Origin of the sequence: Streptosporangium sp. NBC_01639, assembly GCF_045209755.1 — a bacterium.
Classification (GTDB): domain Bacteria; phylum Actinomycetota; class Actinomycetes; order Streptosporangiales; family Streptosporangiaceae; genus Streptosporangium.
In genome coordinates, this window is record NZ_CP109272.1 from 6,300,887 (window position 1) to 6,315,856 (window position 14,970).

The 14,970-nt window shown below is 70.4% G+C and carries 8 protein-coding genes and 1 pseudogene; 8 read left to right on the forward strand and 1 reads right to left on the reverse strand.

What is annotated here, in order from left to right:
• Positions 1–176 precede the first annotated feature (176 nt).
• Complete coding sequence (locus tag OHA77_RS28865) at positions 177–995, forward strand: hypothetical protein (protein WP_406312539.1); 819 nt, start codon at positions 177–179, stop codon at positions 993–995.
• Positions 996–1,622: 627 nt separating this feature from the next.
• Here OHA77_RS28865 and OHA77_RS28870 read toward each other — a convergent pair.
• Positions 1,623–2,201 carry an IS607 family transposase gene (locus tag OHA77_RS28870; RefSeq protein WP_406312540.1) on the reverse strand — a complete coding sequence of 193 codons (579 nt, stop codon included), beginning with the start codon at positions 2,199–2,201 and terminating at the stop codon, positions 1,623–1,625.
• Between the two features lie 342 nt (positions 2,202–2,543).
• Between OHA77_RS28870 and OHA77_RS28875 the strand changes: the two genes are divergently transcribed.
• The 7 genes and pseudogenes from OHA77_RS28875 to OHA77_RS28905 all read left to right on the forward strand — a co-directional run bounded on the left by OHA77_RS28875 (position 2,544) and on the right by OHA77_RS28905 (position 14,942).
• The gene (locus OHA77_RS28875; RefSeq protein ID WP_406312542.1) at positions 2,544–2,669 is read left to right on the forward strand and encodes a hypothetical protein; all 126 of its coding nucleotides are present in this window, start codon (positions 2,544–2,546) and stop codon (positions 2,667–2,669) included.
• Positions 2,670–2,882: 213 nt separating this feature from the next.
• The gene (locus OHA77_RS28880) at positions 2,883–3,392 is read left to right on the forward strand and encodes a flavin reductase family protein (protein WP_406312543.1); all 510 of its coding nucleotides are present in this window, start codon (positions 2,883–2,885) and stop codon (positions 3,390–3,392) included.
• A 208-nt stretch (positions 3,393–3,600) separates the two neighbouring features.
• Complete coding sequence (locus OHA77_RS28885) at positions 3,601–4,860, forward strand: LLM class flavin-dependent oxidoreductase (RefSeq protein ID WP_406312544.1); 1,260 nt, start codon at positions 3,601–3,603, stop codon at positions 4,858–4,860.
• Between the two features lie 20 nt (positions 4,861–4,880).
• The gene (locus OHA77_RS28890; protein WP_326825043.1) at positions 4,881–5,333 is read left to right on the forward strand and encodes an SRPBCC family protein; all 453 of its coding nucleotides are present in this window, start codon (positions 4,881–4,883) and stop codon (positions 5,331–5,333) included.
• Positions 5,330–6,790, forward strand: a complete 1,461-nt coding sequence (locus OHA77_RS28895) for an NAD(P)/FAD-dependent oxidoreductase (RefSeq protein ID WP_406312545.1) — start codon at positions 5,330–5,332, stop codon at positions 6,788–6,790. The genes OHA77_RS28890 and OHA77_RS28895 overlap by 4 nt, the downstream gene beginning before the upstream one ends.
• Before the next feature lie 51 nt (positions 6,791–6,841).
• Positions 6,842–10,135, forward strand: a pseudogene (locus OHA77_RS28900) (type I polyketide synthase); the annotation flags it as partial.
• A gap of 31 nt (positions 10,136–10,166) precedes the next feature.
• Positions 10,167–14,942, forward strand: a complete 4,776-nt coding sequence (locus tag OHA77_RS28905) for a type I polyketide synthase (protein WP_406312546.1) — start codon at positions 10,167–10,169, stop codon at positions 14,940–14,942.
• The last annotated feature ends 28 nt before the right edge of the window (positions 14,943–14,970 follow it).

The following is a 14,970-nucleotide window of genomic DNA, read 5'->3' on the forward strand; positions in this document are numbered from 1 at the left end:
AGTGAGTCGTGGACCCCTCCCTGATCGCTGCGCGCATCCCGAACGGTTGTGGATGCACTGGTCGCCCGCGTACGTGGTTGTGTCCCCGTCCGGGCGTGTGCATCGTGTGCACGGTCCGTGACGGGGCGGCGGGTTTCCTCACGCCCAAGAGTCTCCGGTCGGGCCTGGACGGTCCGATGCCCGCAACGATCGCTCTGGTCGTTACGGGGCGGTGCCGTCCGTCGCCGGATCGGGTGCCCTTGGGCGCGCCGGCCGATGGCGATGCTCGCAGCATCGTGCCGGCTGGTCTTTCGGGTGGGGGTGTGCATGGGTTTTTGCCAGTGCTGCGCTCCCCACCTGCTGGTGTACGCCGGATCGACGGCGATGATCGCGATACCGATGGCATCGGCCATCGAGATGAGGCGAGCGCGGAGCTTACCCGTGGGCATGCCGGAGATGAGCTGTCGGAAGCGGCGTTTACGGCCGTGCTTTTCCCGTGTCTTGGCGTCATCGAAGTCCAGATCCTCGACCGCGATGGCGGCAACGCCGCAGGTCCGTGCCCAGTTCAGCAGCCGAGACAGGGCGTGCCGCACTTGGGCGTCACGGTGATCGGCGGTGCCAGACAGGTCGTAGAAGAACCGGCGGGGCTGCCCGACCGGGTTGCCACGCGGGTCGAGCCGCCAGGCGGCGAGGTGGTCGGCATTGGTGTCCACGCCGATCACGCCCCGAGCGAGCGCGCTCTGCATCGAGACATCGGCGACGACGGGGAAAGTCCAGGACGCGTCCACATACCAGCGCTGCCGGGCCACGTCATGGTGGATGCGGTAGGCCACAGCCCGGTTGGCTTCCACCCGGTCGGCCCACTCGGTGCCCCGGTGCGAAAACGACACCTTCGCGGCCAGCGTGTACCGGCCGTGCTTGGCGTTCGCCAGATCAGCGAGCGGCGCGGGCAGCTTGATGCTGACCTCACCTTCGGGCGTGATCCGGATCGTCTCGTTGCCGAACCGCTTGCCTGACTCCCCCTCAGCGGACAAAAACCAGCGAACCGTCTCCCACTTCTCACGCCACTGGGGCTCGGTGAGCCGGGCCGCATCCAGGTTGTGCCGGGTGTTGAGCAGCTTGCGCCCACCCCGCGCCACGTGCACGACACCGGCCTCACGCTCCGCCGAAACCTCGGCGAGGCGACCCTGGAGGATGTGCAGACGACGCCTCTTGTGGAACCACTCGCCCTTGGACCGGTAACCACCGGGGCCCGCTTGGAGCCCTTGGAGCCGATGGGTAACGACAGGCGGTGCGCGACAGTCGCGGCACCGGCCTCCAGCACCTGCAGATGCGCGGCCTGCCCGCGCCGGGCGAGCGCCCACTGATCGTGTGTCGCCTTCGTGATGCTCCCGGCCCAGCGAGACGACGACACGGCGGTCAAATCCCGCTTGCGTCCCGCCCACGTGGTGGCGGAGTGCTCCAGCCCATCAGCACAGCGCGCCTTGAGGTCCTTCGACGCCAGCGACCCCAGATGCGCGCCGAGCAGACTCAGTACCTTCTCATCCTGCGGGGTCAGGTTCTTGAGGCGGTCGCGTATCGACACACCCGACGGGCCGACAGCGACGAACGACGGCGCGACGGTGCGAAGTCGCCTACTGGGCTCAGCCACCGGCCGCCGCTGCTTCCAGAGCGGCCCGGGCCCGGTTCTTCGCGGAGCGGCGGCCGTACAGGCGGACACAGAACAAGGTCAAGACCTCCACCATGTCGCGCACCAGATCGTCTTCGACCTCACCGTCATCCAGCACGACCAGGCGCCGGCCCGTGGCCGACAGGGCGGCTTCGATCAGCTCTACGTTCATCCGCCCGAGCCGGTCCTTGTGCTCCACGACCACCGTGGTCACGTCCGGATCGGCCAGCAGCCGCTTCGCCTTCGCACGGCCGCCGTTCATCCCGGAGCCGGTCTCAGCCTCGATCCGCACCACCCGGTGACCGCCCCGCGCGGCCCACTGGGCCAACCGGGAGACCTGCCGCTCAAGATCCGACTTCTGATCATGCGACGACACCCGGGCATACAACCCCACACCACCCGTCACGGGCGGTGAGGAAGAGTTCGCCTCGATGTTCACCAGGATCATGCGCTGTACCCGCTCGGCGGGCACCGGCAGCGTGCCCTCACGGAACCAGCGATAGGCGGTATGCGGGTGCACCCCGTTCGCCACCGCCCCTTCCTTGAGGTTCACACAGTGAACGTAACACCCGCTCAGCGGCTGCAACGCACACTAGAGTCAACTCAACCCTGAGCAGTTACCAACCCCACCCGGCCTGTTCTCCGCACGTCGGTACAGCCGCCCCTGCACTCCTCCGCCATCCGCCACACGTGCCCTCTGCCACGAGCGTCGCCGCAGGAACGTCCGGTTGGTCAGGGGAAGAGGGGGTGGTTGCCGCAGATCAAGATCGTCGGCCTGTTCGCGGCGTCGCAGGCGAGAAGGTCACCCGTACCTCCTTCGGCAACGTCCCGCGCTGCACAACCACCACCATCGCGATCCTCTCGGCCTCGGAGGCGACCGCGCGAGCAGGGGCCGGTGGCGACGTTCACGGCCGGGGTGCTCCGATCGACGGTCTCCCTGCTCGGCGGGCAGGCCGGCCGCGGTGGGCTGACCTGTCCCCAGACCGGGGCAACGGTGCGGCCCTCGCACGGCTCCAGGTAGCCGGGTCCGCATAGGGGAGGAGAAGGGGTTATTTGCGCAGGATGCCCCAGATGACACTCAATGTGCCCGGTGGGATCAACGGCGACCTTGCCGGGCCGTAGCCATGCCGGCGTCGTGTCCCGCTCTCCCCTGCGGGGGTGGCGGGATGCCACCCGGTACGGCGGCGCGGCAGTTTCCGTTGAGCCGCATACCAACCCGGACGGAAGGCGACTCGTGACCATACCGGCGCCACACACCGAATCACTGGTCGATGGGCAGCAGTTCCGTGACGCGATGACGCTGATCGCCGCGCCCATCACCATCATCACCACACTGGACCAAGACGGCCGCCGCTGGGGGTTCACCGCCAGTTCGGTGACCTCGGGCTCGATGGACCCCCCACTCGTGCTGGTCGGGGTGGCGCGAACGTCGAGCTGCCACCAGGCCCTGCTCTCCTCCCGCGAGTTCGTGATCAACGTGCTCGGCGACCGGCACCGGGACCTCGCACAGAAGTTCGCCACCCACGGGGTGGACCGGTTCGCGGACGGCGACTTCGACGAGTGGCCGGGCTCGGCGCTGCCGTGCCTGCCCGACGCGAACGCCTCGTTCCGCTGCATCACCTGGGACGCGGTGCCGATCGGCGACCACGACCTGCTCGTCGGCGCGCTTGCCGAGGTGCGGATGGGGAGGCCGCGCGACGCCCTGCTCTGGTACCAGCGAGGTTTTCACACACCCATCCGCTGAAACAACCGGCTTTTTCGCGGGAATCACGCCGGCGCTTCTTGGCGCCCGAATTCGCGTGGGCAGGAAATAACCCCTACCGGCCCCTAACATTCCCGCCCCATCGTCCTAGCAATCCGCTCGGCCCTTGTGCCGACATATCCCACAAACAAATACTCACTAAGGCGCCATCTCGGGCACCGCGGGTAGATCAGGCGACACGGGAGTTAATATGCGATTTGGACTTCTCTACCACCTCCAGGTTCCCCGTCCGTGGACGGAGGGCAGCGAGGAAAAGGTCATCCGTGAGGCGCTGGAGCAGATCGAGCTGGCCGACCGGGTGGGCTTCGACTACGTCTGGGCGACCGAGCACCACTTCCTGGACGAGTACTCACACTCCTCGGCCCCCGAGGTGCTCCTCGCCGCGGCGGCCGCCAAGACCGAGAGGATCCGGCTGGCCCACGGCATCGTCACCCTCCCGCCGGCCGTGAACCACCCGGCCCGCGTCGCCGAGCGGCTGGCCATGCTGGACCTCGTCTCGGGCGGCCGGGTCGACTTCGGCTCCGGGCAGGGCAGCACGCAGCACGAACTCGGTGGCTTCGGGGTCGAGCGGGCCACCAAGCGCGAGCAGTGGCGCGAGGCGATCACCGTCATCACCCGCATGCTCACGGAGGTGCCGTTCACCGGCCACCAGGGCCAGTGGATCGACATGCCGCCGCGTAACGTGCTCCCCAAGCCCAAGCAGAAGCCGCACCCCCCGCTCTGGGTCGCGTGCAGTTCCCCGGAGACCATCGCGGCGGCCGCCCGCTACGGGATGGGCGCCCTTTCCCTGGCGTTCATCACCGTCGAAGAGGCCGCGGAATGGGTCCGCTCCTATTACGAGCTGATCGCCTCCGACGAGTGCGTGCCCATCGGCAAGGCGGTGAACCCGAACTTCAGTGTGGTCATGCCGTTCATGTGCCACTCCGACGCGGAGACGGCACTCGACCGGGGCCTCGACGGAGCCTATTCCCTCTTCTACGGATTCATGCATTACTACCTCAACGGCCAGCACTACCCGGGAAAGACGGACCTCGCCGCGGAATTCGCGCAGGCCCGGGAAATGGTCGGCCTGACCAGGAATTCGAACGTCGACCTGAACCCGGAGCTCAAGGCCAGGATCGACTCGCTCCGCATGGGCATCGGAACGCCCAGCCAGCTCAAGGACATGATCCGGGCCTACGAGGACGCGGGCGTCGACCAGATCATCTTCCAGACGCAGATCGGCACCACCAAGCACGAGCACATCTGCGAGGCGCTGGAGCTGTTCGGCAGCGAGGTCATCCCCGAGTTCGCCGGACGCCGCGAGGCCGGCGACGCCGCCAAGCAGGAGCGGCTGGCCGTACCGATCAAGGAAGCGCTGGGACGGATCGAGCCGAACACCACGGATGTCTCCGACTACGTGATCATGACCGACATGCAAGCGCCCCCCGCCCCCGCCCCCGGGCGGTAACGAGCACACAGGAGATTCCGATGTTGGCGTTTTCCGAATCAGCCACGATCAACGGCGAGCTGTCATCGATCTGGCAGACGGCGATCGATGCGGCGTCCTGGTCGGCATGGGACCCGCACCTGGTGGACTCCGGCTTCGAGGGTCCCTTCGCGCCCGGTTCGTCCGGCTGGACCATCCTGCCCAACACACCCAAGAGCACCAAGGGCCCGTTCACAGTCACGAAGGTCGAGCACGAGCGGTCCTATGCCACCGAGTCCGCGATGCCGTTCGGCAAGATGTGCATCACCGCCACGTTCGAGCCGGTGGGGGCCGGTCAGGTGCGGGTCGGCAAGAGCGTGCAGGTGCACGGTCCGTTCGGTCCGGTGTTCCGGCTGTTCTGGCTGAAGTCCATGCGCCGCGACATGCACCACACCTTCGCCGCGCTGGCTCAGGAGGCCCAGCGGCGCGCCGCGGAGGCAGGTAGCAACCGATGACACGCGCCGTTGTGCTCGGTGGCGGGTTGGCGGGGGCCCTGGCCGCGTCGGTACTCGCCAGGTACGTGGACGAGGTCGTCATCCTGGAAGGCGACCGCTATCCCGACTCGCCGCGTTCACGCAAGGGTGTGCCGCAGGCGCAGCACAACCACATGCTGATGGGCGGCGGGGCCGCCGCGATCGACGAGCTGCTGCCCGGAACCACGGCGCTGCTCTACGCGGCCGGTGCCTACCACCGGAAGATCGGCCAGCTGGTGACGCTGTCCGCGCAGGGCTGGTTCCGGCGGGTGGACAGCGACGCCTACGTGATCAACTGCACCCGGCCGCTGGTCGACCACGTGGTCCGCGCCCAGGCGTTCCGCGACGAGAAGATCAAGGTCATCGAGTCGGCCAAGGTCGTCGGGCTCGTCGGCGACGCCGGCCGGGTGCGCGGTGTCCGGTTCGAGCAGGGCCAGGAGAGCCCGGCGGAGATCACCGCCGATTTCGTGGTGGACGCCACCGGGAGCCGGTCCAAGGCCCCCCAGTGGCTCGCCGAACTGGGCCTGCCCGCGGTCGAGGAGGAGTTCGTCGACGCCGGGCTCTCCTACGCGGGGCGGTTCTACGAGGTTCCCGAGGGCACCCGGGAGGACTTCCCCGGGGTCCTGATGCAGACCGAGCCCGGCACCGGCCAACCCGGACGCGGCGCCGCGCTGATGCTCCAGGAGGGCCGTCGCTGGATCGTCACGCTCATGGGCACCCGCGGCGACACCCCGCCGAGCGACGAGGAAGGGTTCATGGCGTACGCCAAGCGGCTGCGCCACCCCATCATCGCCGACCTGCTGTCCCTCGCCCGCCCGCTCACCCCGATCAGGGCGTCGCGGGCCATGGCGGACCGGCGCAAGTACTTCGACCGCCTGCCGGTGCCCGAGGGATTCGTGGCCATCGGTGACGCGGCGATGGTGCTCAGCCCGAACTACGCGACCGGCATGTCCATGGCCGCCTTCGGCGCGCAGGCGCTGCACGAAGGGCTGGAGGGCGGCGGGCTCAGGCCCGGGCTGTCCCGCTCCGTGCAGACGGCCGTGATCAAGGCAGGGGAGTGGCCCTGGCAGATGGCCATCGGCAACGACCGGTGGTTCCCGCAGGTCGAGACCAACCTGACCGGCAAGCGCGTGCTGGGCCTCGACGTCGCCGGCATGACGGATTCGATGATGCGACGCTTCAACGTGCGCTTCGCGCGCACCGCGGCGGAGAACCCCATGGTCGCGTCGGCGACCTACGCGGTCACCGCACTGAGCGCGCAGCCCAGCGAGATGATGGCGCCCCCGATCATGTGGGCCGTCATGCGCGGTCCGCGCCGGCCTCCGCTCAGCGCGGAAGAGGCGCTCGCGCAGTACCCGGAACTCGGGGACCTGCTCAACCCGGTCCCCGCGTTCCCGCCCGTTCCCGGACAACGCGTGGACGCACCCGACCGCACGTGACGGTGGTGTGCGCGTCCGTTCAAGTGCCGACTGAGTAAGGGATGGTCGTCGGTGACCGAAGAAGAGGAAAGGCTGCTCAAGTACCTCAAGCGAACACTCGCCGACCTGCGCGAGGCTCGCAGGTGTCTTGCCGAAGCCGCACGGAAACCGGACGACGACGCGATCGCGATCGTGGGGATGGCCTGCCGGTATCCGGGTGGAGTGACCTCACCCGAGGACCTGTGGCGGCTGGTGGACGGCGGCGTGGACGCCGTCTCGGAGTTTCCCGCCGACCGCGGCTGGGACGAGGCGGTCTACGACCCCGAGCCCGGCAGGCCGGGCAAGACCTACGCGCGTGAGGGCGGCTTCCTGCACGACGCGGCGGAGTTCGACCCGGGCTTCTTCGGGATCAGCCCGAACGAGGCCCTGGTCATGGATCCCCAGCAGCGGTTGCTGCTGGAGACGTCCTGGGAGGCGATCGAGCGGGCCGGTATCGACCCGTCGTCGCTGAAGGGCAGCAGGACGGGCGTGTTCGCCGGGGTGATGTACCACGACTACGGCCTGGGCAAGGAGGCCGGCAGTACCAGTGCGGGCAGTCTGGTCACCGGCCGGGTCTCCTACACGCTGGGGCTGGAGGGGCCGGCGGTGTCGGTGGACACGGCCTGCTCCTCCTCCCTGGTGGCCCTGCACATGGCCTGCCAGGCGATCGGCCGAGGAGACTGCACGCTGGCGCTGGCCGGTGGCGTGACCGTCATGTCGCTGCCGGAGATGTTCGTCTATTTCAGTACGCAGGGCGGTCTCGCCAGAGACGGCCGGTGCAAGTCCTTCTCGGCGGCGACGGACGGCATGGGCTGCTCCGAGGGCGCCGGCATGCTGGTCCTGGAACGGCTGTCCGACGCCCGGCGCAAGGGACATCCCGTGCTCGCGGTCATCAAGGGCAGCGCGATCAACCAGGACGGCGCGTCGAGCGGGTTCACCGCACCGAACGGCCCGTCGCAGCAGCGGGTGATCCGCCAGGCGCTCTCCAGTGCCCGACTGTCGGCGTCGGAGATCGACGCGGTCGAGGCGCACGGCACCGGTACGAAGCTGGGCGACCCGATCGAGGCGCAGGCGCTGGTGGGGACCTACGGGCAGGACCGGCCCGAGGACCGGCCGCTCTGGCTGGGGTCGATCAAGTCGAACATGGGTCACACCCAGGCGGCGGCGGGTGTGGCCGGGATCATCAAGATGGTCATGGCCATGCGTCATGGGGTGCTGCCCAGGACGTTGCACGTGGACGAGCCGACGCCGCAGGTGGACTGGTCGGCGGGGAACGTGAAGCTGCTCACCGAGGCGGTCCCCTGGCCCGAGACCGGTCGGCCCCGGCGGGCGGGCATCTCGTCGTTCGGGCTGAGCGGCACCAACGCCCACGTGATCATCGAGGATCCCGAGGACGAGCCGGAGCCGGAGCGGGAGACCGCGGGCGTGGCTCTGCCGGTGGTGCCGGTGGTGGTCTCGGCCAAGAGCGCGGCCGGGCTGACGGCGCAGCTCGATCGGATGCTGACGCATCTCGAACGGCGGCCGGAGCTGGGCCTGACCGACGTCGGCCTCTCGCTCGCCACGACCCGTGCCGCGCTGGAGCACCGTGCGGTGGTGGTGGCCGGTGACCGGCAGGAGCTGCTGGACGGCCTGGCCGTGGCCCGCGACGGCGGACCCGGTGCGGTGTCCGGTGTGGCCACGGGCGGGCGGACGGCGTTCCTGTTCACCGGCCAGGGTGCCCAACGGCTCGGCATGGGCCAGGACCTTCACGCGCACTTCCCGGCTTTTGCCCAGGCGTTGGACGCGGTGCTGGCCGAGCTCGACGGGCACCTGGATCTCCCGCTGCGTGAGGTGATGTGGGGGCAGGACGCTGAGCTGCTGAATCAGACGGTCTATACCCAGACGGCGACGTTCGCGGTCGAGGTGGCGCTGTTCCGGCTGTTCGAGTCGTGGGGCGTGCGGCCGGATTATCTGGCGGGGCATTCGATCGGGGAGTTGGCGGCGTCCCATGTGGCGGGGGTGTTGTCGCTGCCGGATGCGTGCGCGCTGGTGGCGGCTCGGGGCCGGTTGATGCAGGCGCTCCCGGCCGGGGGTGCGATGGTCGCGATCCAGGCGACCGAGGAGGAAGTGCTTCCGCTGGTGACCGAGAAGGTGAGCATCGCGGCGGTCAACGGCCCGCGGTCCGTCGTGATCTCGGGGGTGGAGGACGCGGTGGTGGAGATCGCCGCCCGGTTCACCGCCGAGGGCCGTAAGACGACCCGGCTGAAGGTCTCCCACGCGTTCCATTCGGTTCTGATGGAGCCGATGCTGGCCGAGTTCCGGGCGGTGGCCGAAGGGTTGACCTATCACCCGCCGACGGTCCCGATCGCGTTGGCGGAGGTGCGGGATCCGGAGTACTGGGTGCGGCATGTCCGTGACGCGGTCCGGTTCACCGATCGGGTGGCGTGGCTGGCGGAGCGCGGGGCTGTGACGTTCGTCGAGCTGGGTCCGGACGCGGTGCTGTCGGCGATGGCCGCCGACAGCGCCACCGGCGAGAGCACGGCCTTCGTCCCGGTGCTGCGCCGCAACCGCGACGAGAAACACGAACTGGTCTCCGCGCTGGCCCGTGCTCACGCCCGCGGCACCTCCGTGGACTGGGAGGCGTTCTACGACGGCAGCGCGGCGCGCGTGGTGGACCTGCCCACCTACGCCTTCCAGCGCCGGCCGTACTGGCTCACGGCGTTGTCGCCGGCGGGCATGTCGGACCTCGCCCAGGTGCCGGCGGAGTATCCGCCGCCTGGCACCGACGGCACGGAGCCGGGCGCCGACCGGTTCGCCCAGGCCGCCGCCGATCTCCGCGAACGTCTGGCCGGGCGTACCGGGGACGAGCGCGACAGGATCCTGCTGGAGGTCGTGCGGACATACGTCGTGGGGGTCCTCGGACATGCGTCCGTGGACGAGGTGGAACCCGACCGCGCCTTCCAGGAGCTGGGCTTCGACTCGCTCTCCGCAGTGGAACTGCGCAAACGGCTGGAGGCCGTCACGGGGGTCACGCTCCCGGTGACCCTGATCTTCGACTACCCGACGTCTCGGGTGGTAGCGGAGCACATCGCCGCCGCGCTCGACCCGGAGTCCGCCGACCCGCTCCAGCCGGTGCTCGGAGAGGTCGAGCGACTGGAGGCGGCGCTGTCCGAGCTCTCGCCGGCCGAGGCCGACCTCACCAGGGTCACCGCGAGGCTGGAGGCGCTGCTGCGCGGATGGCGTGACGCGCACGGCGGGTCCACGCAGGAAGAGCCCGATCACGACTACGGATCGGCCACCGACGACGAGCTGTTCGAGGTTCTCGACAGTGAACTCGGAATCTCGTAGTACGAACGCCAGAGATGGGTTGAGGGATTCGATGGGGAACGACGAGAAGCTGCGGGAATACCTCAAGCGCGCCACCACGGAACTCCAGCAGACCCGGCGGCGGCTGCGCGATGTGGAGGACAGGCAGCACGAGCCGATCGCGATCGTCTCGATGAGCTGCCGCTTCCCCGGCGGCATCAGCTCGCCGGAGGAGCTGTGGGATCTGGTCGCCTCGGGCAGGGAGGGCGTCACACCCTTCCCTGACGACCGTGGCTGGGACGTCGAGGCGCTGTACGACCCCGAGCCGGCGACACCGGGCAAGACGTACGCCAGAGAGGGCGGGTTCCTGCACGACGCCGGCGAGTTCGACGCCGACTTCTTCAAGATCAGCCCCAAGGACGCAAAGGGGACCGATCCCCAGCAGCGGCTGATGCTGGAGGCGTCGTGGGAGGCGATCGAGCGGGCGGGCATCGACCCGACGTCGCTCAAGGGCAGCAGGACCGGGGTCTTCACCGGGATCGTCTACCACGACTACTCGGCGAGCGGGGACATCGGCAGTCTGGCCAGCGTCGCCTCGGGCCGGGTCGCCTACAACCTCGGCCTGGAGGGGCCTGCGGTCACCGTCGATACGGCGTGCTCGTCGTCGCTGGTCGCGCTGCACTGGGCGATCCAGGCGCTTCGGGCGGAGGAGTGCTCGCTTGCGCTGGCCGGCGGGGTGACCGTGATGGCCACCCCGGTGTCCTTCGTCGGTTTCAGCCAGGAACGGGGGATGGCCCCCGACGGCCGGTGCAAGTCCTTCGCCGCGGCGGCCGACGGCACCGGATGGAGCGAGGGCGTCGGCGTGCTGGTCGTCGAGCGGCTGTCGGATGCCCAGCGCAACGGGCACCCGGTGCTGGCCGTCATCCGCGGCAGCGCGGTGAACTCCGACGGCGCGTCCAACGGGCTGACCGCGCCGAACGGCCCGTCGCAGCAGCGGGTGATCCGGCAGGCACTGGCGAGCGCCCAGCTGTCCGCCGACCAGATCGACACGGTCGAGGCGCACGGCACGGGGACGAGGTTGGGCGATCCGATCGAGGCGCAGGCGTTGCTGGCGACCTATGGTCAGGACCGGCCGGAGGACCGGCCGCTCTGGCTGGGCTCGTTCAAGTCGAACATCGGCCACGCGCAGGCCGCGGCGGGCGTCGGCGGGATCATCAAGATGGTCATGGCCATCCGCCACGGGGTGCTGCCCATGACGCTGCACGTGGACGAGCCGACCCCGCAGGTGGACTGGTCCGCCGGGAACATCAGGCTGCTCACCGAGGCGGTCCCCTGGCCCGAACTCGGGCGCCCCCGCCGCGCCGGCATCTCCTCCTTCGGCCTCAGCGGCACCAACGCCCACGTGATCGTGGAGGAGGCCCCGCCGGTCGAGGCCGCCGTGGACCCGGGGCCGGCTCGGGACACGGTCGTGCCGATGCCCCTCGCGGCAAGGAGTGCCGCCGCCCTGCGCGATCAGGCGGCCAGGCTGGTGGCGCACGTCGAGACCCGGCCGGAGCTCCGCCCGCTCGACATCGGATTCTCGCTGGCGACCACGCGGGCTCCGCTGGAGAACCGCGCCGTGCTGGTCGCCCGTGATCGCGATGAGCTCCTCCGCGGGCTGCGGGCGCTGGCCGACGGCTCGGCTGAGAGCTCCTCCGTGCCGACGGGCGTCGCACGGCCGGACGCGCTGACGGCTTTTCTGTTCACCGGTCAGGGTGCGCAGCGGTTGGGGATGGGCCGGGAGTTGTATGCGGCCTTCCCGGTGTTCGCCGACGCGCTGGACGAGGTGCTCGCCGAGCTGGACGGGCACCTGGATCTCCCGCTGCGTGAGGTGATGTGGGGCGCCGACGCGGAGCTGCTGAATCAGACGGTGTTCACTCAGACGGCGACGTTCGCGGTCGAGGTGGCGCTGTTCCGGCTCGTCGAATCGTGGGGGGTGCGGCCGGACTACCTGGCCGGCCACTCGATCGGGGAGCTGGCCGCGGCGCATGTGGCCGGGGTGCTGTCCTTAAAGGATGCGGCTCGGTTGGTGGCGGCTCGGGGCCGGTTGATGCAGGCGCTCCCGGCCGGGGGTGCGATGGTCGCGCTCCAGGCCACCGAGGAGGAAGTGCTTCCGCTGGTGACCGAGAAGGTGAGCATCGCGGCGGTCAACGGCCCGCGGTCCGTCGTGATCTCGGGGGTGGAGGACGCGGTGGTGGAGATCGCCGCCCGGTTCACCGCCGAGGGCCGTAAGACGACCCGGCTGAAGGTCTCCCATGCGTTCCATTCGGTGCTGATGGAGCCGATGCTGGCGGAGTTCCGGGCGGTCGCCGAAGGGCTGACCTACCACCCGCCGACGGTCCCGATCGCTCTGGCGGAGGCGCGGGATCCGGAGTACTGGGTGCGGCACGTCCGGGACGCGGTCCGGTTCACCGATCGGGTGGCGTGGCTGGAGTCCTCCGGTGTCACGACGTTCGTCGAGCTGGGTCCGGACGCGGTGCTCTCGGCGATGGCCGCCGGCTGTGTGACCGGCGAGGACGTGACCTCCGTGTCGGTGCTGCGCCGTAATCGCGACGAGGAGCCCGAACTGCTCACCGCGCTCGCCCTCGCCTACGCCCACGGCACACGGGTGGACTGGCGGGCGTTCTTCGCCGGGAGCGGGGCCGTACGGGCGGACCTGCCCGCCTACGCCTTCCAGCGGCGCCACTACTGGGCGGACAGCACCGAACAGCCGGCCGCAGACCCGGCGGACGCGGCCTTCTGGGCCGCACTGGCCCGCGAGGACGTGGCCGCGCTGGCCGGCGAGATGGACGTCGACGCGTCCGTGCTCGGCCAGGTCGCACCCGCGATGACGGCCTGGCGGCTGCGGCACCGGGAGCAGACCGTCCTCGACTCCTGGCGGTACCGCGTGGAGTGGCAGCCGGTGGCCGAGCCGCCACGGGAACGGCTCGACGGGGCATGGCTCGTCGCCGTTCCCACCGGTGGAGGCGAGGACCGGCCGATAGCCGCGATCACGGAGGCACTCGCCGCGCAGGGGGCACGGGTCGTGCCCGTCGAGGTGGCCGGTGACGACCGCGCGGAGCTCGCCGTACGGCTGGCGGCGCAGGAGGCCCCGGCGGGGGTTCTCTCCCTGCTCGCCTTCGACGATCGCCCGCACCCGCACCACCCGGAGCTGACCCGAGGCTGCGCCGACACGGTCACGTTGGCGCAGGCACTCGGGGAAGCCGGGATCACCGCACCCCTGTGGTGTGTCACCTCCGCCGCGGTGGCCGTGGACGGAGAGCCGGTCGACCCCTCCCTGACCTCGATCTGGGGCCTGGCCACCGGACTCGCCCTGGAAAGCCCCGACACCTGGGGCGGGATCGTCGACCTGCCCGTCGCCCCCGACGGACAGGCCGTGAACCGGCTGTGCGACGTCCTGTCCGGGGCCGGCCGCGAGGACCAGCTCGCGATCCGCCCGGACGGTGTCTTCGCCCGCCGGCTGGTGCGCGCGCCGGCCGGCCGGGCAGGATCCTGGCGACCGCGCGGGACGGTCCTGATCACCGGGGGGACCGGCGGACTGGGTGCCCACGTGGCACGCATGCTGGCGGGCAACGGCGCGGAACATCTGGTGCTCACCAGCAGGCGGGGGCTCGCCGCCCCCGGCGCCGCGGAACTGGCCGACGAGCTGTCCGCGCTCGGCACCCGGGTCACGGTGGCGGCATGCGACGTCGCCGACCGCGACGCGCTGGCCGGGCTGCTCGGCTCCGTGCCCGAGGACCTGCCGCTGACGGCCGTCGTGCACGCCGCCGGTGTGTCGCAGCGGATCGCCTCGCTGCCCGAACTCACGCTGGAGGAGTTCGCCGAGGTCGGCCAGGCCAAGATCCTCGGAGCCGCCCATCTGCACGAGCTACTCGCCGACCGGCCGCTCGACGCCTTCGTGCTGTTCTCCTCCGGCGCCGCGATCTGGGGCAGCGCCGGACAGAGCGCCTACGCCAGCGCGAACGCCTACCTGGACGGCCTCGCTCACCTGCGTAGATCACGTGGACTCGTGGCGACCTCCATCGCCTGGGGCTCCTGGGAGGGCGGCATGGTCGACGCCGAGCTCAGCGCCGTCATGCGGCGGATCGGAGCCCCCGCCATGCCGCCCAGGCTGGCGATCGGCGCCCTGGAGCAGGTGCTCGGCCGTGACGAGAGCCACCCGGTGGTGGCCGACTTCGACTGGCCGCGCTTCGTGCCCACCTACACGCTCGCCCGTCCTCGCCCGCTGCTGGACGCCCTGTCCGAGGCCCGTGCGGTCCTCGACGGCGATACCGAGTCCGGCGCGTCCGGCGGGGAGGAACTGGCGTCACGCCTGGCCGGCATGGCTCCCGCGGAGCAGGGCCACGCGCTGCTCGACCTGGTCCGCTCGCACGTGGCGGTCCTGCTCGGCTACGACGACCCGGCGACCGTCGACCCCGCCCGGGCCTTCGACGACCTCGGGTTCGACTCGGTGGCCGCGGTCGACCTGCGCACCAGGCTGAGCGCCGCGACCGGCAGGAAACTGCCCACCACCATGGTGTTCGACCACGCGACCCCCACCGCGCTCGCCGAGTATCTCCGCTCGGAGCTCTGCCAGGACGGCGGGGCGCAGGTCCTCCCCGTGCTCGCCGAACTGGACCGGCTGGAACAGGCGGTGGCCGCGCTCCAGCCGGACCAGGTCGAGATCGAGCGCACCCGGATCTCCGGACGCCTGCAGGCTCTGCTGGCCAGGCTCAACGACACCCCTGACGCCGACGCCGCCGTCCGGTTCGACGCCGCGTCCGCCGACGACGTCTTCGACTTCATCGACCGTGAACTTGGGCTCGCCTGACCTCGTAACGAAAGGACCTCGTGAGCTG